The organism is Halorhabdus utahensis DSM 12940, assembly GCF_000023945.1.
In the GTDB taxonomy this organism is placed as follows: Archaea; Halobacteriota; Halobacteria; order Halobacteriales; family Haloarculaceae; genus Halorhabdus; species Halorhabdus utahensis.
This window is the reverse complement of record NC_013158.1, coordinates 206,026-221,717: the sequence shown is the minus strand read 5'-3', so window position 1 is coordinate 221,717 and position 15,692 is coordinate 206,026. Positions and strand designations below refer to the sequence as shown.

Annotated in this window: 16 protein-coding genes; 10 read left to right on the top strand and 6 right to left on the bottom strand. The window is 60.1% G+C overall.

Annotated elements, in window-relative coordinates; all coding sequences use genetic code 11:
* The first annotated feature begins 163 nt into the window (after positions 1–163).
* The 4 genes from HUTA_RS01085 to HUTA_RS01070 all read left to right on the top strand — a co-directional run bounded on the left by HUTA_RS01085 (position 164) and on the right by HUTA_RS01070 (position 4,026).
* The gene (locus tag HUTA_RS01085; RefSeq protein WP_394295031.1) at positions 164–1,399 is read left to right on the top strand and encodes an MFS transporter; all 1,236 of its coding nucleotides are present in this window, start codon (positions 164–166) and stop codon (positions 1,397–1,399) included.
* Positions 1,400–1,504: 105 nt separating this feature from the next.
* Complete coding sequence (serB, locus tag HUTA_RS01080; protein ID WP_012795287.1) at positions 1,505–2,137, top strand: phosphoserine phosphatase SerB; 633 nt, start codon at positions 1,505–1,507, stop codon at positions 2,135–2,137.
* A 67-nt stretch (positions 2,138–2,204) separates the two neighbouring features.
* Positions 2,205–3,227: an alpha/beta hydrolase gene (locus HUTA_RS01075; protein ID WP_012795286.1), complete on the top strand. Its 1,023-nt coding sequence runs from the start codon at positions 2,205–2,207 to the stop codon at positions 3,225–3,227.
* Between the two features lie 73 nt (positions 3,228–3,300).
* Entirely contained in the window at positions 3,301–4,026 is a 726-nt protein-coding gene (locus tag HUTA_RS01070; RefSeq protein WP_012795285.1) for a mechanosensitive ion channel family protein, read from the top strand.
* Positions 4,027–4,061: 35 nt separating this feature from the next.
* Here HUTA_RS01070 and HUTA_RS01065 read toward each other — a convergent pair whose 3' ends face one another.
* The gene (locus HUTA_RS01065) at positions 4,062–5,258 is read right to left on the bottom strand and encodes a glucuronyl esterase domain-containing protein (protein WP_012795284.1); all 1,197 of its coding nucleotides are present in this window, start codon (positions 5,256–5,258) and stop codon (positions 4,062–4,064) included.
* Positions 5,259–5,307: 49 nt separating this feature from the next.
* Entirely contained in the window at positions 5,308–5,922 is a 615-nt protein-coding gene (locus HUTA_RS01060) for a class I SAM-dependent methyltransferase (protein ID WP_012795283.1), read from the bottom strand.
* Positions 5,923–6,027: 105 nt separating this feature from the next.
* Here HUTA_RS01060 and HUTA_RS01055 point away from each other — a divergent pair, with 105 nt between their 5' ends.
* Positions 6,028–6,285 (top strand): aldo/keto reductase, encoded by a 258-nt coding sequence (locus HUTA_RS01055; RefSeq protein ID WP_012795282.1) that lies wholly within the window; start codon positions 6,028–6,030, stop codon positions 6,283–6,285.
* 74 nt (positions 6,286–6,359) lie between these two features.
* On the opposite strand, the gene HUTA_RS01050 is transcribed toward HUTA_RS01055, so the two are convergent.
* Entirely contained in the window at positions 6,360–6,959 is a 600-nt protein-coding gene (locus HUTA_RS01050) for a DUF7344 domain-containing protein (RefSeq protein WP_012795281.1), read from the bottom strand.
* 418 nt (positions 6,960–7,377) lie between these two features.
* Here HUTA_RS01050 and HUTA_RS01045 point away from each other — a divergent pair, with 418 nt between their 5' ends.
* The gene (locus HUTA_RS01045) at positions 7,378–8,061 is read left to right on the top strand and encodes a hypothetical protein (RefSeq protein ID WP_012795280.1); all 684 of its coding nucleotides are present in this window, start codon (positions 7,378–7,380) and stop codon (positions 8,059–8,061) included.
* A 423-nt stretch (positions 8,062–8,484) separates the two neighbouring features.
* On the opposite strand, the gene HUTA_RS01040 is transcribed toward HUTA_RS01045, so the two are convergent.
* Together HUTA_RS01040 and HUTA_RS01035 are read right to left on the bottom strand one after the other, a co-directional pair.
* Positions 8,485–9,054, bottom strand: coding sequence for a DUF7311 family protein (locus tag HUTA_RS01040; RefSeq protein ID WP_012795279.1), 570 nt, complete (start codon positions 9,052–9,054; stop codon positions 8,485–8,487).
* Positions 9,055–9,228: 174 nt separating this feature from the next.
* Positions 9,229–10,320 (bottom strand): ATP-binding protein, encoded by a 1,092-nt coding sequence (locus HUTA_RS01035; protein ID WP_012795278.1) that lies wholly within the window; start codon positions 10,318–10,320, stop codon positions 9,229–9,231.
* A gap of 78 nt (positions 10,321–10,398) precedes the next feature.
* Here HUTA_RS01035 and HUTA_RS01030 point away from each other — a divergent pair, with 78 nt between their 5' ends.
* The 4 genes from HUTA_RS01030 (at position 10,399) to HUTA_RS01015 (ending at position 14,328) form a co-directional block, all read left to right on the top strand.
* Positions 10,399–10,875, top strand: coding sequence for a hypothetical protein (locus HUTA_RS01030; RefSeq protein ID WP_012795277.1), 477 nt, complete (start codon positions 10,399–10,401; stop codon positions 10,873–10,875).
* Positions 10,876–11,817: 942 nt separating this feature from the next.
* The gene (locus HUTA_RS15465; RefSeq protein WP_169304874.1) at positions 11,818–13,236 is read left to right on the top strand and encodes a PGF-CTERM sorting domain-containing protein; all 1,419 of its coding nucleotides are present in this window, start codon (positions 11,818–11,820) and stop codon (positions 13,234–13,236) included.
* 31 nt (positions 13,237–13,267) lie between these two features.
* On the top strand, positions 13,268–13,636 hold the full coding sequence (locus tag HUTA_RS16140) for a DUF7857 domain-containing protein (protein WP_012795275.1): 369 nt from the start codon (positions 13,268–13,270) through the stop codon (positions 13,634–13,636).
* A complete protein-coding gene (locus tag HUTA_RS01015) occupies positions 13,633–14,328 on the top strand; it encodes a MinD/ParA family ATP-binding protein (RefSeq protein ID WP_012795274.1) in 696 nt (231 codons plus the stop codon). The genes HUTA_RS16140 and HUTA_RS01015 overlap by 4 nt, the downstream gene beginning before the upstream one ends.
* Positions 14,329–14,382: 54 nt before the next feature.
* Here HUTA_RS01015 and HUTA_RS01010 read toward each other — a convergent pair whose 3' ends face one another.
* Entirely contained in the window at positions 14,383–15,660 is a 1,278-nt protein-coding gene (locus tag HUTA_RS01010; protein ID WP_012795273.1) for a DUF7125 family protein, read from the bottom strand.
* Positions 15,661–15,692 lie beyond the last annotated feature (32 nt).

Below are 15,692 nucleotides of genomic sequence, written 5' to 3'. Positions count from 1 at the left end.
ACCCGGCGCGTCCAAAGTCCTTGCGACCGGACGACCACCCGATCAGCCGATCGAGAATCTCGACGGGTGTGCTCGCTTTCGACGGGGGCGGAGCCACCAAGCGGTAGGCTGGCATTTCGAAAGTCGTATTTCCGGAAGCCGTCGATCCGCGAGTGACATGGCACTGTCGAACGACGAGTTGCAGTTCTCCTCGCTGTACGTGATGCGGTTTGCTGGCAGCTTCGGGTTCATGTCGGTACTGACCTTGCTGCCGGATTTTATCGAGGCGCTCGGGGCGACCGGCCTCACCATCGGCGTGTTCGTCACGGCCCTGGAACTCGCCCGGACGGTCGGTATCGTCCCGATCGCCTGGGCCGGTGATCGCTACAGCAAAAAGACAGTATTGTTGATCGGTCTCGCTCTCAGCGTCCTCGCCTACCTCACGTTCGCCGTGATCTCGTCGATCGAGGGCTTTCTCGGCGCGCGCTTCTTGCAGGGGCTCGGCATGACCGGCGTCGGTCTGTTGGGGCTCGCCCTGATCGGCGATCTCGCGCCGGCCGACAGCCGCGCGAACTACATCGGGAAGTACAACGCTTTCCGTATGGCGGCCGGTATCGTGGCCCCGATCGGCGGGGGCATCCTCTACGAGGTCACCGGATTCGACGTCCTGTTCCTGCTCGTGGCCACGCTACTTGCCGTCGCGGCGGTCGGTATCTGGCGGTTCGTCGACGCCGACGAGACGACTGTCGAAGGATTCGCGTTTACCGACCTGGCGATCAACCGGCGGATCCTGACGATGGTTACCTTCCGGGCGCAGTACGCGGTCGCAGTCACGCTCGTCCGCAAATGGGTGCCGATTTTCGTCGGACTCAACGCGGCCCAGGGCGGCCTCGCGTACGGGGCGGGCGTGACCGGCGTGGTCGTGGCGGCGGAGAAGTTCACGAACATGCTTTCCCAACCTTATACCGGTCGACTCTCAGACCGGTGGGGGCGCGAGCCGTTCATCATTGCCGGCGGCAGTGCGTACGGACTGTTTGGCATCGCATTCCCCTTCATAACCGGGGCTGAAGGCTTGTTTCGCGTGTCGGTCCCGATCGCCGGGACGGTCACCGGTGCCGTGCTCGCGGCAATCGTCCTCAACGGACTCATCGGGATCGCGGACGGGTTCCGCGAACCCGCCAGCATGGCGTTGTTCGCCGACGAGGGCAAGGGCGAGGGGATCGCAAGCAGTTTCGGCATTCGCTCGCTGGTCTGGAAGCCAGGCAGCGTTCTCGCCCCACTGGTCGGCGGGTGGTTGATGGGAGCGGCCGGCATCGAGTGGGTGTTCTTCCTCGGCGGTGCGGCCGCACTCTCGGGCGTGGCGACGTTCACGAGCATCCTCGCCTCCCGTCACGGCCGCGAGGCGCTCCGTCCGGCTTGATTGGACAGTTCGCCGGAGTGGCCCTGAAGCGATGTCCGGACGGCGACAAACGGCTCGCCGGTCCGAACCGGGAGCTTTGAAAACGGGGCTCGCCAATCGGTGAGCATGATCGTCGCTTTCGACTTCGACGGAACGCTGTCGTCTGACGAGATGACCACCTTCCTCGCCGAACAGTGTGGCGTCACCGAGCGCATGGACGAGATAACCCAGCGGGCCATGCGCGGCGAGATCGAATACGCCGAGAGCCTCCGGGAACGCTGTGCGTTGCTGGAGGGACTCGACGACGACCGCGTACAGGCGGCCTTCGAACAGGTCCATCTTCGTCCGGGCGCGGCCGACGTGATCGAAGCACTCCGGGTGGCTGGCGTGACGGTCGCGATATTTACGGGCGGCTTCGAGCGCGGCGTGGCTGCCGCACTGGAGCACGACGATGTCACCGTCGACACGATCGTCTCGAACCGGTTGCCGGTGGCGGACGATGAACTCACGGGCGCGGTCGAGGGGCCACTGATCGAGGGGACGAAAGACGATGCCCTCGCGGACTTCGCAGCCCAGCGCGACGTTTCGATGGACCAGACCGTCGCCGTCGGTGACGGCGCGAACGACCTGCCGATGCTCGAAGTCGCTGGCCTTGCGGTGGGATTCGATCCCAAACCCGCCGTCGAACCCGCCTGTGACGTCGTCGTGGAGTCGATGGGCGAACTTCAGGACGTTCTCGAAGGCGAGGGCGTGCTGTAACGCGGCCGGAGGACCCGACAATTCGAACCACGAACTACAAGTTTCGAGTGGTCGATCTCGGTTACGAATGTCTCGATCCGACAGCGACTCGGCCGAGGAGACAACGACCGACCGGGCCATGAGCGTCGAACGGTTCCAGGGCGTCACCTATGCGGAACGCGACGCCGGAGACATGCAACTCGACCTGTTTATCCCCGAAACCGAGGACCCCCCGCTCGTCGTCTACGTCCACGGCGGCGGGTGGGCCTACGCGACGCGTGCGAACGCCCCCGACCTGGAACGATATGCCGCCGAGTGGGGGGTCGCGTTCGCGAGTGTGAGCTACCGATTGGCACCCATCCCGGACGACTCACCGTTCGATCCCGCGCCCGACAACCCGACGCCGCGGGACATTTTCCCAGCCCAGATCGTCGACGTCAAGGCTGCCATCCGATGGCTGCGCGCTAACGCCGATCAGTACGGGTACAATGCAGCCGATGTGGCCGTCTGGGGGGCTTCCGCCGGTGGCCATCTGGCGGCCCTCGCCGGCACGCTCGAAGACATCTCGGATCTGGCTGGCGAGGTGTATTCGCCCGACCACGTCGAGAAAGCCGTCGCTCCCGACCACTCGGGGCGCGTGCAGGCCGTCGTCGACTGGTACGGCATCAGCGACCTCCGCGAACTCGGCGGTGACGGCCTCGAATCACTCTTGCTTGGCGACACCGTCTCCGAAAACCCCGAGAAAGCACGGCTAGGGAGTCCGATCACACACGTCTCGGAGACGACACCGCCATTCCTCGTGATGCACGGCGAGGCCGACGACGTCGTTCCGTTCGAGCAGACGGAACTGTTCGCTGATGCGCTCCATCAAGCAGGAGTCGACGTTACTGTCCACGCGCTGGTAGACCTGGGCCACGTCTTCGGCGCGGACAGCGAGCGCTCGGCGATGGATCGACTGACGACGACCCCACGACCGGCGCAGTCTGTGACCGTTCGGACTCACTTCGAGGCGGGCGAGGCAGATCCGGGACAGTCTGTCACTCAGCAGGCCGGACCGGCCGCAATCAAGCACTTCCTCAGCGAGACGATCGGGTTCTCGGCCGACCCGTGACCTGTCAATACGACGTTGTTTGCAACGTATAACTATAAAAGCTTAATAGCTCCCGCTTGGCGATGTTTCCCGTATGGTAGCAACTGGCTCATTCGATCAGTTCGTGACTGCCCCGTTGTTCGTCGATAGCTTCGTGGCGTCATGGGAATCGGCAATCAAATCATTCATCGCGGAACTCCCGGGCATCGTCGGTGCACTGGTGATCCTTCTCGTCGGCGTGTTCCTGGGTCGCCGAATCGGCTCTATCGCCCATGAGTTGGTGGGTCGGGCCGGACTCGACGAGTGGTTCGCCGACTCGCCCATTGCCCCACTGCTGGGTGAGGACGGGTCGTTTGCCGGTGCTGTCGGTCTCGTCGTGAAGTATTACGTCGTTCTGTTCGCACTGTTGGTCGCGATCAGGTTCGTCGGCTTTGCCATCCTCGAACAGTGGGTCCAGACGCTGGTCGTCTACCTTCCGCGGGCTCTCGCGGGCGCCGCCATCATCATGTTCGGTGTCGTCTTCGCCGAGTACGCCGGCCGACAGGCTGCCGGCTCCGAGGCCGTTCAGCAGAGTGAGTACGGCCCGTGGGTCACCGCCGGCGTGAAAGCGATCGTCTACTTCGTCGTCGCCGTCATCGGGCTCGACATGCTCGGCATGAACCTCGAGATCGTCTATCTCGTCGTCGATGGTGTCGCCTCGGCGATCGGTCTTGGCATCACGGCCGCGATCGCCCTCGCTGTCGGCGTCGCCGTTGGCTTCGCCGCCAAAGAATACGCTGAGGGTGGTCTCGGCGACAACAGCGGCTCGGCCGAAGAATAACGGTCGAATCGGCTTTTCGTTTCGGCCAGGGGTGACTACGAGAGGTGGATGTCTGCGAAGTCCAGAATAGCGTCCCAGTAGCCTCGGTTCAGGGTATGGGCCGTCTCCCGTCGATACTGCAGGAGTCGGCCCACCGTTTCTGGCGTGATAGCGTCATCCCCAGAGCGGAGTCCGTCGTTGACGATTCCGGTCTCTCCGTGTAGCTCGTAGACGGGATCGGCCGCCCGAACCGAGTCGAGCGCACGCCCCGGATTCGTCCAGTAATCCCGCGCCCCTTCCGTATCCATGAGTGGTCGAGGGGCCACGAGCGAAACCAACAGATGCTGGTCGACCGGCAGGCGTTCCGGCCGCCCCCCGAAGGCCGGAAAGACGTCGTTGAACCAGTGTGGGAACGCCTCGGTTATCGCTGCGATCGTCTCCTGGTCGTTATCGCGGGCCGGCGTGACCCCGCCGGTCCCCGACTGATGCGGAACCACCAGATCGATGCGTTCGTCGAGAGCGCCAGCAAGGAGTGCGGCTTTACCCAATCGCGAGTGGCCGATGACCGCGATCCCGTCTGTCTCGACCGTTCGATCCTCGGACAGCGCATCGACGCCACGCTGGAGTCCCCAAGCCCACGTCGCGATCGTCCCCCAATGAGCCACGGACGGCACAGGAAGGTCATCGTAGTACTGTCGAATGCCATCCGTCGGGTCATCACGATCCGGGTCGATATCTGCCGGGTGAAACGTGGCAAGGCCGTACCCGCGGTCGATCAGCTGCTCGAGACACCAGTACTCACTCGCCACACCGCGATCCTCGAGCCCAGATTCGGCGGCCGTATCGGTGATCGTCACCGCAGAATCATCGATCACCCCGTGATTCCCGGTGTTGTTCAGACCCAGAAACACCGGCGCAGTATCCCGTGTGGCCGGCGTGAACACGGCCAGGTCGATCGACGGTGCGTCCGCAGGGAGCTCGGCTATGTGGATCGTCCGTTCCGTGAGCGTCGCCCGTCCGTCGAGTACCGTTGTTGTCTGTTTCGTCTCAATGTCGATCGACGGTCGGGCCGGCGCGTATCCATAGACGTAGTGTTCGAACGCCCGTCGGATCTCCGGCCGTCGGTGCTGTTTCCAATCCGTGACTGTCTCGACGTCCCCACCGCCGAATGTGACCAGTGGATCAGGCAGCGCTGGCTGGGCGGGGAGTGCTGACGGGGCGAGATATTCAGCCGGTGACGTCGTGTGGTCCATGCCGACCGAGCGAGTGCCAGGCGTGTAAATCTACGCTTCGACTCGACAGCTATCCGTCGACCCGAAACGTCCGGCGGGTGTCACGTTCGCCAGCGACAGCGTCGACTTCGACGAGTCCACGGCCGGTGAATATTTGATTCCAATCACGGTGATACAGCGGGATGTCCTCGGAGACGTACGTGACCTCCGGTTCGGAGCTACCTTCCCCATCCACTTCGTTTTCGACGGTGATGAGCAGGTCGTCAGTGACCCTGGCCAGTTCGTCGAAAACCCATACAGATTCCGGGTGGATGTGCTGGAGCGTCTCGACCGCGAATACGGCATCGAACTGCCCGTCAGCGAAGTCCTCGATGACCGCTTCGATCGTGTCATGATAGAACGTACCTTGCCTCGCGAGTTCGGGATACGTCTCTGCCATCACGTCGAACGCATCGTCGTTGACTTCGATTCCAGTCACATCCTCGTATCCGTGTTTTAGCAGGTGAGCGAGGTGTCGCCCCGAACTGCAGCCGAGTTCGAGGATCGACGCGTCCGATGTGAGATACTGATCGAGCGTCTCCCGGATCGCCTCGCTCGTCTCGTTCGGGCCGTAGTGTGCGTAGTATTCGGGGGAGTACTCGCCGGAGCGGTCGGCCCATTCTCGGCGAACAGTATCAGGGTCCACACTCCGTGATCGTGACCGGAACGTAAAGGCTTGCGGAACGAGTGGCCGACCGCTTTCCCGCCGGGGCGGCAAACGGCTTACCCCGTTGCCAGTCCGACTGATTCTATGGAACGGCTGCCGGAAATCGGACTCGGGACGCCGACTGATCCGGCGGCGTGTCGCCGTGCAGTGCGGACGGCACTCGATGCCGGGTATCGGTTCGTCGACACCGCCCAGATGTACGACAACGAGCGCGCAGTCGGTGCAAGGCTGGCCGAGAGCGAAATACAGCGCGGAGATATCGTCGTCGCGATGAAGCTCGCGTCAGGAAACCTCTGTCCGGATGCGGCCCGGAATCGCTTCCGTGGAGTGCATGTATTTTGAAAGTCACTCAAGGCCGATCCGAGCGAGCGCCATATCACAGTGATCCCCCGAATGGAGCAGCGGTAACGCCTCCATTACTCGCTGGCCACCTCCGGTGGCGTGTCGTCCACGCCGAGTCGCATCCGCCGTGACAAATGAAAGTGTGCGCCCGAGGAAACCAGAAAGACCACGATCAGGAATGCCGACCATCCTGCTTGCGTAAGCATGGCAAACGGGCCGATGTCGAGCGACGAGAGCGATATCACGATGGCCCCGAGGATACTGACGCTGAGATAGTACGCACTCCAGGGGAGTTCGTATCTGTCGACAACTTCGAGATAGATGTCCAGATCCTGGGCAGCATCCGTTAGCGATATATCGCCCGTCCGCTGGTCGAACTCGATAACGCCTTTCTCATCGAGCTTCGGCAAATGAAACTGCTGAAGGGACGTATAGACGCTCTTTCGTTCCGACGCAGAGACGTCTGCAGTAGTGCCATTTTCCCACGCTGCAACCTGCTCAGCGACGTCCCCTAGGGTCGCGTCGTCACCGTTCTGTTTCAGGTAATGGAGCGTGTACCGGCGACGACGATTACTGAGAACTTCGAAGGCTTCGTCGCGCGTGAACTGCGGCTCCGGCGTGTTAGTCTGCCCGATACTTCGTCCGATACTCTGTCCGTCCCCCGATTTTGCCATATCGTGCCCACCCCTTGCTGCGTGCGGCCCGCAATACATTCAAACAGTGCTCTGGTCAACACATAAAACTTAGTGATGTGAAAATACGTCTCGGAAACGCGGCCAACCACATCCATTTTCTCGGTCAGGAACCTGGGCCTGAGCGGATCGTGATCGAAGTCCACTCCCGGGTACCGTTCAACGCTAGTAAGCAGTCATTGCTTGAGTTGTATTTGGTTCAATGAGAAGTTGTCCATCCGGAGTTCATAGTGGCAGATACTACCGCTCGTTCAATTCCTTGTAGAAAACACTCGAACAATGCTTACCAGGCCTTCAAGTGGCATGATACAATGAGGGTGCATTCACTATGCGTAGTTGCACACGCTCACCGTGACCGGTTGGCGCGTATCGTCTGGGGGTGGGCGTGTGCGGGGGTACCATGGAACGACGGAAGTTTCTGATCGGGTTGGGATCGTTCGCTGCCGGCACGGTGGCGGCCATCGGGACCGGTGGGTTTAGGAGTTCGTCCACAAATCGACGGCTCTCAGTAGCGGTGGCCCACGACGCAGCTACGCCGATGGATCTTTCGCCCGTTGAGGACTCACCGTATTCGACGTACGTGAGTCAGGACGAATCGGGCGGCGAACTTGTATTTGCCGTGGCCGATGCGAGTGCGGGCGAACGCGGCGTGAACCTGCATTCGCACATGCGAATGAACGATCTCTTCGAAGTCACGAATCAGGGGACACAGCAAGTGTGCGTGTTCATTCCACTGGTTGGCAATGGGGCAGAAACGAACGCGTACTTCTACGACTCGAAGAACCCGACGAGAGTTCTCTCACCGGACGACGGGGAACCTGATGCGCATGGGAACCAGAGGTATGCCGACTCACTCGGCCCGTATTCGGCAAACATCGAACGCTCGGCGGCAACACTCGATCCGGGGGAATCGATCGCCGTGGGGCTAGATGTCGAGGCACTGGGGCCCGGGACGACATGTGGTGTTAAGGGGGCTTTGCAGATCGATGTCGCCACTGAACAGCGCGAGGTTTCGAGAAGTCGACAACTCTCTGGGGGAACCTTCGTCACGGAACATCAGACTCACGCTGAAGACGGCAGGTAGACCAGACGAACAGACGCAAGTTACGCTCGGCACTCGGTACCAGTGGCGTCGTGGCAACTGGGAATGGGGTCGGTCACAGCGACAATACACATCGCAATTTCGGTCTCTGTCACGCAGGATGCGGGGTCGTGGGATCGACCGTGATTCGATCGTGGACCGCCACTTCGCTGGCGTCTTTGAGATTCAATTCCAGATCGACCAACAGTTCTGGTGATTGTACGGCATTGTCGTTTTCATATCGGCACGGCAACGCATTGTCGCCCTTCTGGTGATTCCGTCGGTGTTGAAGAGAGCTGAAATTGATTGTAGTGATACCTGCTCTACATCGCCCCATCCCAGTCTGGCCCCTATTGATCGACAGATTAAAGTTACGGGCCACCCCGTTATGACGAAAACCTCGTGCAACTGGCATCCTCAATCGCTTCAAGCGAACCTTCTCCAACTGCGGGCCTCTGGCCATCTCAAACTCCACATCGCTTTTTCATTACGAACTCCACCACTAGCTTCAGCGACCTTTGACAGTACTCGCAGCGCGATGTATACCTCGGAACTGCGTTCTGGCTCGCCCCTTGCCTCTGTAAGCGAGAGCGCAATCGTCACGGTTCCAGTGTGACCATCGAAGATTGTCGTCCCGTTCGCGGCGCCCAGGTTTCGAACGCTGGCACCAACGTGCCTCGTTCGAGTCACTCGTCCACTGACGCTGTATTCGAGCAGAGAGACTCCCTTTGGATTCGGACGGATTCGAAACGTATCGACCGCCTTCGATGTAAAGCCGCCGGATGGAAAGTCGAGGTCAACGATCCGTCGTGCTCCCTGTTGTCCTGATGGTGTTGGTTCTTCAGTGTCGAGAAGAGACATCGCCGCCGATTCGAACTTGGCAATCTGTGTTTCGACCTGCTGCTCGCTCCGGACGGTTGCGGCGTGATCGACGCCAGCCACACCGATCCCAAGCAGCGCAGTGGTCAGTATAATTGCGAGAACGTACCGGATCATTCTCTCAGGAGAGACTCACCCCCATCCAACACTTGTCGATGCCGTTCCCGCTGGTGCACCGTGAGGTGAATACAGATTTGATCCACGCAGTCTTCCCGGCTGGTATAGACCGCTGGGGGCCTGTTAATCGTCACGGGGAATGCTCCTGGATGGTCCGACATCAGTCCCATCGGTCTAGTCCGTCGCTGTTTTGCTTTCAGTCGAACATGTATTTGCTCGCGCTCTCTCGCTCACAGATGGACTGTTACCGCCGTGTGCCGTCTCTCGTTTCCGAACCTGGGCTGCATGGACTGTTTCCGTCGAATCGTCGATGATAACGACTTCACCGGGTTCAGCCGGCATTCGTTCGGAGAGTGGGCCATTCAGATACGTCGGTTGGGCCCGCGTGAGTGCATCGAGATCTGCCCCCGAAGTCAGCCGGTGTGAGACGAGTATGTCTGACTGAGAGATACCGACATCCGGGACGGCACTCGGCCGCTGGGTCGCCGAGACGAGGCTCACACCGGGTGCACGCCCACGGGTGAGTATCGTTTCGAGGGCACGTTTTGCAACGCCATCGAAGAACGTGTGAGCCTCGTCGACCAGCAGCCACGGCAGACGATCGATGGTGTCACTCACGCTGGCGCGGTACAGCGCTTCTCCGACGCCGCGACACACGGCGTTCATCGGCGCGGAATCGAGCCCCGAGACATCGAGGACCGTGATCTCCCCACTCAATAGCGTCTCAGCGTCGATCCCGTCTTCGTCGAAGACGCCCCAGGACTCGGCGAGCCGGAGGTGGTTGATCGCAGCGCGTTCGTCTCGACTCGGTGCATTTCGCTCGGTGACGGACATCGTCATACCATCGAGCGTCGACCGCTCCTGTGCTGCCTGCCAGACGAGGCTCCCGGCTCCATTCTCGGGATCGAGGCCCAGAAGCGCACACCACGACCGGGGATCGAGTGAGTCGGGGACAACAGCCGGATCGTCCAGAACTGTCCCAGCAATCGAACTGCAGCCAGAATCGGTTGCGAGTGAGGCGAACACCCCCATCGGATCGATGACAGTCGGGGCGACCCCGCTTGTCCGCGAGAGTCCTTCCGCGATGACGCCGAGCGTATAGGACTTCCCGTAGCCACGCTTGCCGACGACCAGTATCGAGTGTGGCCCGTCCAAATCCAGATAGAGGTCGGCCCCGTGACTGCCGTCGAGTGCTCTGTAGGCCCCGAGATGGAGTTTCGGCAGGCCGTCGTCGTCCGCTTCCCCACGGCCGATGACGAAGGTCATGGGAAGGGTGGCCGCGCCATCGTACTTGAACGGCCGGGCGTCCGGGAGTTTATATGAGAGAGCGCAGCCACGAATGGTATGCGACGGAGCAACGGCGATTTTGCGGGGGACGAACGAGCGATCGAAGGGTTACCGATCCGGCTGGTCATCGCGCTGGTCGTCGGCGTCGCCGCCCTCTCACTCATGATGAACGTCCTTGGACAGTTCGACGACAGCTTTCAGGACGAAACGGTGACTGTGGAGTTCAGTGACGAACTGGTTAATGTGGGCGAATCCACGAATGTGAGTGTCGTGACGAGCGAGGGTGAGCCAGTTGAGGGTGCGTACGTGCTGGTTCGGAGTGGGAGTTTGACAGTCAGCAACGCGCCAGTAGAATTGAATACGACTGATGGCTATGCTGAATTGAATATAAAAAATTCAAATCAAAATAATCCTATAGACGTAGATTTTAGGTCAGATCAAAAACGTGGGGATATTGAGCTTGAAGTCATCTCACCATCTGACTCGGACTATTCTACTACTGAAAATACGCCAAAGCTGGTAGTATATAGATAAATGTCAAAACTCATGAAAAATTCAAAAAGCAAAATAGTATATGCCTTTTGCATTTTTGCTGTATTCTCAATTACATTCATAGTCGCTATGAATTCAGGAACAGCTCTTGGAATGGAGCCATCACCACTTGATCAGATGAATGGGTCAGGCACAGAAAGTAACCCATACGAAATCACAGACTTGGATGAACTCCAGGCGATGGAAGAGGACCTCTCGGCCAATTATATTCTCCGTTCAGATATCGATGCTAGACAGACAGAAGACTGGAATAAGGGATTGGGATTCGATCCAATCGGACCAAATACGAGTAGTCCATTTCGGGGAACATTTGATGGAAATAATCACGTAATCACGGGCCTTTCAATTACGAGAGTATCTGAAGAGAATGTCGGCCTATTTGGCGTTATTTCAAAGGGGTCTGTGAGATCACTCCACCTCCATGATGTGGATATTCGAGGAGATGTCGCTAGTGCGGGTCTAGTTGGTTTTCTTAAAAACGGAAATGTGAACACCTCAACAATCACAGGGAAAGTGTATGGATCAGACTCGGTTGGCGGAGCCGCGGGTGCATTGTATGGTGGCCAAATTAAAAACACAATGACAAATATTCGCGCAATCGGATCTGGAAACGGCGTAGGTGGAATGGCTGGAGTACAAAATCCGGACAGTAAAATTTTCGCCTCAATATCTCATGGGAATATTACGGCAGATGGCAATCCAACTGGCGGTTTCGTCGGTTCTCTAAACGCACGAGCTGAAGAAGTTCGGAACTCGTTTTCGACAGCAAGGGTTGATGGAACCGCTCAAGCTGGTGGTTTCTTCGGCAACGCTGATTCTGTCTGGCCAACCTTGTCTGAACTGTATTGGGACATGAATTTGAGCGGAACCGAAGAGGGAGTCGGAAGAGGATCAAGAAGTGCCACCGGCCTCACGACGGAGCAAATGACCGGTCCTTCCGCAAAGGAGAACATGGAGTATCTCTTCGTCGGGACGGATTTCATGACGACGGACGGGTATCCGGTCCTCGAACAACACGTCCAGAATGTCGACATCTCGCTGACCAATTCGCTCGTCAGCGTCGAGGACACGACCGACATCACAGTCACGCTGGACCTGTACGATGGTACGAGCACGACCGCGACGAAGACGAGCGACTACGACCTGAGCGACGAGATCGTCACCATCGAAAACGGGACCGTGACTCCATCAGAGACAGGCCAGACAACCATTTCAGTCGCTGTCAACGGGAAGACGGCCAATGCGACGCTCGACGTTCGCACGCCTGCGGACATCTCCATGGCTGACGCGCAACTCGACACGGCAACGATTCTCGCCAATTCGACCGCTTCCGTTTCGGCCACGCTCGAAAACGACGGCGGATTGCCCGGCAGTGACTCGCTCACGCTTACTGCCGATGGCGAGACGGTCGCTACGGACACTCTCCACGTCGGCGGCCACGACGAGACGACAGCGACGTTCTCGTGGTCCGTTGGACAAGCCGGGACGTACGATATCACCTTCGGCGACCGTAATCTCGGCGAGTTGACTGTCCTCAATAACGACAGCGTCACACTCCGGAACGTCATCGCCCCGAAAACTGTGACGCCCGGCGGAACCTACGATGTCAAAGCGATCTTCGAGAACACCGCCGATACTGCCGTTTCGGTTCCGGTCACTTACCGCGGCGACGAACAGACGGTTGAGGATCGAATCCGCGTCGCGCCGAGTGGCACGACACACACGTTCGAAGTGAACGCATCGAAGCCCACCGGTCGCACCATCACACACGCGGTGTCGTTCGGTGAGACGACGCGGCGGACCAACACGACGATGCTGGCTCCAGCGACGTTCGAAGTTGCTGCCCTGGACGTGCCCGAAACAGTCGACGAAGGCGAGACAGTGACGGTGACTGCGACCGTGCGAAACACTGGGGACGTTAGTGGATCGACGGAGGTCGTCCTGGGGGTTGGTGGCGACGAGCGACCGGTCGAAACCCTCAGTCTCGACGGCGGACAAACCCGGGCAATCGATGCCGACGTAATCGCTGACACGACGGGGACGCTCGAACTCACCGTCGACGCTGGCGGGGATTCTCTGACGGAGTCGATATCCATCCGGGCAGATGTAGATGTGCAAACGACGACTGCAGCTACAGATTCCACGACCTCTGACGAAACTGGCTCTAGCGGGACAGCGACCACCGATGGGACACCAGACAACGAAAGCACACTCACAGATAGCGACAGCCCACCAACGGTCGGCGAGAGTACGACGACAACGACCAGCGGCCCCGGCTTCGGTGTGCTTGTCGCGATGGTAGCGCTTCTGGGCGGGGCACTGTTGATCGCCAGACAGCACTGACTCGGACACCAAACAGATCCGATAGCCACATATGGTCGATGTAGACGCGAAGACGACGGTTGTACAGGGGGTCACGTTCGTTCTGGCGACAGTCACGAACACGCGTGGGACTGCCCAGGTGATCAAAATCGAGAGTCGACTCGATGGCCCCACCTGGTACCCTCGACACGGGGATGTGACCGCTTCGGAGTGGGATGAAGATACCTGGGAGTCAGTGTTGCACCCCGGGGAGTCCCGAGGTGTTGGCTTTGGGAGTCCGGCAGAGCCACGGGACCCGCCAATGCGCCTTGTCGATGTCCGACGAGCGACGCCAGCGGACTTCGACAGGGACACCCAATCAGTGCTCCGTGACTTGGCTGCGTGGCGGCCGCCCAGGGACATTGTCCGAAATCCGCAATGATCGTGGCAGTCACGGGCGGGAAAGGCGGTGTCGGCAAGTCGACGGTCGCGCTGAACCTGGCTGCGGAACTGGATGCAGTCGTCGTCGACGGCGATCTTTCGACCGCGGATCTCCCCCGTGGTACCGGCCCGGATCTTCACGATGTCCTTGCTGGCCGTGTCGATCCGATGGAGGCCCTCGAAGAGTTCTGGAACATGCAGTTGCTCCCCTGTGGACGGACCATAGAGGGGGCTCGTGCGGTCGATCTGCAGGCGTTCGAGCCCGTCGTCAGGAGACTCGATCGAGCGGCCGGTTCGGTTGTCGTCGACTGTCCGGCGGGACTGGCCCGTGACGTCGGCGTCGAGATTTCGAGTGCCGACGTTGCGGTCCTCGTGACGAATACGAGCAAAGCGGCTCTCGCGGACGCTGCCCGAACCCACGAACTCGCTGTCGATCTCGGTACTCCCGTGGGAGCCGTCGTGCTCAACGAAACCGACGAGTCGACCTACAAACAGATCCGAACGGACCTCACCCAGCAGTTCAACGCGCCGGTGACGTACATCCCCGCGCGGAGTGACATTCGCGCGGCACAGGAGGCGTGGGTTCCAGTTCGCGATGCCGCGCCGGAGAGTCCTGTCCGCGAACGGTTCGAGGCACTCGGGGATCGACTTCGAGACTGTCGCCATCGGCTGCAACGCCGTTCGCGTCGCTGATCAGTCTCTACGGTCGCGGTCATCGTCTCTTTCAGTCCAGCTGCCGAAGATCGCTCAATCACCGACGGATTGCTTTCGAGTTGGAAGCACCGACTCGGCGATCAAGTCGAGTTCGATCGTCTCCTGAGGTATCGGCTCTCCGCGATGCTTCGGGACTGTCAGGCGCTGGGATACGCCGGCTACGTTCATCGTCACCTCGAGCTCGAAGACCAGATCCGCAAAGTGGGTCGTCAGCGGTCGGAGTGCGGGCTCGTCCTCGGAGTCGAGGCAGTGCAGGAAGACGACCGATTCCGTCTCTCTCACCCGGTCGAGGAGTCCGTTCATAAATTTCTGAAACCGCTCTCGATCGGCCCGCTCGAAGAGGTCCATCGAATCGATAACGAGGTTTGCCCCATCCGGGAGTGACTCGACGTACTCCATCGCTTCCGAAAGAACGTCCGGGCCATCGAGATGCCGGATTACGGGTTCTCCGGGCGTAACGGCTGCCGTCTCGACTGCCTCCTGGACGAGTGACTGCGACCGTTCCACGCTCAGATACAATGTTCCGCGAGCGGCGGTCAGTGCGTAGAGAAGTTGCTCGGATTGGCTGTTTGGTTCGGCGACCACGCTGACCACACTTCCATTGGGAATCCCGCCACCGAGTTCCGCATCGAGCGAGTCGATCCCGGTTGTGAACCGGTCGGTGGCGTCCGGTACTTTCGAGTCCCAGCGGTTGGTGAGCTCCGCGGCGACACGATCGTATGCAGCACGTGTCTCCGGGTGGGCGAGTGGATCCGGACGGTCTGGCACTGCTGCCAGTACCGGCGAGTCTGTCGCTTCAACAATGGTCGGTGGCACACTTTCGCACTGGTTGACCACGATCCCGGCGACAGGCACGTCGAGGCGACCAGCCATCTCTACCGTCACTCTCGCCCCCTCGATGCTTCGTTTCGCATCTGTCGTGACGACGATGACGCGGTCGGCAACCGAGAGCGGTTCGACGCCATCAGGGCCAGCACCTGAAGGACAGTCGATGACGGCCCGGGCCGGGGCATCCGCGACCCTGGAGAGTGTTGATTCGAACGGGACCGTTTCTGACGACAGGGGTGCGGGAAGAAGTTGGGCGTTCGATTCACGAGGACTTCGGGCAGCGACATCCGAGACAGCGTCCCCTTCGTCAATTGTCGCCAGCGTCGGCTCGCGATCGACATCGCCGATGACGTGGACGTTCGGCAACTGTCGGTCAGCATCGACGGCCACAGCCGGGACATCCGCGCGGGCGAAGGCCTCTGCGATGCCGATTGCGGTCGTCGTCTTGCCACACCCGCCCTTGGTCCCTGCGACTGCCAGCATGGGGTCGGTGGCTTCGCCCCGGGATATAAACT

What these genes read in the sequence shown, in the direction of transcription:
- HUTA_RS15465 (WP_169304874.1), top strand. Translation starts at nt 11,818, where the DNA reads ATGACCGGTCCTTCCGCAAAGGAGAACATGGAGTATCTCTTCGTCGGG.
- HUTA_RS01040 (WP_012795279.1), bottom strand. Translation starts at nt 9,054, where the DNA reads ATGATCCGGTACGTTCTCGCAATTATACTGACCACTGCGCTGCTTGGG.
- HUTA_RS01055 (WP_012795282.1), top strand. Translation starts at nt 6,028, where the DNA reads ATGGAACGGCTGCCGGAAATCGGACTCGGGACGCCGACTGATCCGGCG.
- HUTA_RS01045 (WP_012795280.1), top strand. Translation starts at nt 7,378, where the DNA reads ATGGAACGACGGAAGTTTCTGATCGGGTTGGGATCGTTCGCTGCCGGC.
- HUTA_RS01070 (WP_012795285.1), top strand. Translation starts at nt 3,301, where the DNA reads ATGGTAGCAACTGGCTCATTCGATCAGTTCGTGACTGCCCCGTTGTTC.
- HUTA_RS01030 (WP_012795277.1), top strand. Translation starts at nt 10,399, where the DNA reads ATGCGACGGAGCAACGGCGATTTTGCGGGGGACGAACGAGCGATCGAA.
- HUTA_RS01075 (WP_012795286.1), top strand. Translation starts at nt 2,205, where the DNA reads ATGTCTCGATCCGACAGCGACTCGGCCGAGGAGACAACGACCGACCGG.
- HUTA_RS01010 (WP_012795273.1), bottom strand. Translation starts at nt 15,660, where the DNA reads ATGCTGGCAGTCGCAGGGACCAAGGGCGGGTGTGGCAAGACGACGACC.
- HUTA_RS01050 (WP_012795281.1), bottom strand. Translation starts at nt 6,959, where the DNA reads ATGGCAAAATCGGGGGACGGACAGAGTATCGGACGAAGTATCGGGCAG.
- HUTA_RS01065 (WP_012795284.1), bottom strand. Translation starts at nt 5,258, where the DNA reads ATGGACCACACGACGTCACCGGCTGAATATCTCGCCCCGTCAGCACTC.
- HUTA_RS01035 (WP_012795278.1), bottom strand. Translation starts at nt 10,320, where the DNA reads ATGACCTTCGTCATCGGCCGTGGGGAAGCGGACGACGACGGCCTGCCG.
- serB (WP_012795287.1), top strand. Translation starts at nt 1,505, where the DNA reads ATGATCGTCGCTTTCGACTTCGACGGAACGCTGTCGTCTGACGAGATG.
- HUTA_RS16140 (WP_012795275.1), top strand. Translation starts at nt 13,268, where the DNA reads ATGGTCGATGTAGACGCGAAGACGACGGTTGTACAGGGGGTCACGTTC.
- HUTA_RS01015 (WP_012795274.1), top strand. Translation starts at nt 13,633, where the DNA reads ATGATCGTGGCAGTCACGGGCGGGAAAGGCGGTGTCGGCAAGTCGACG.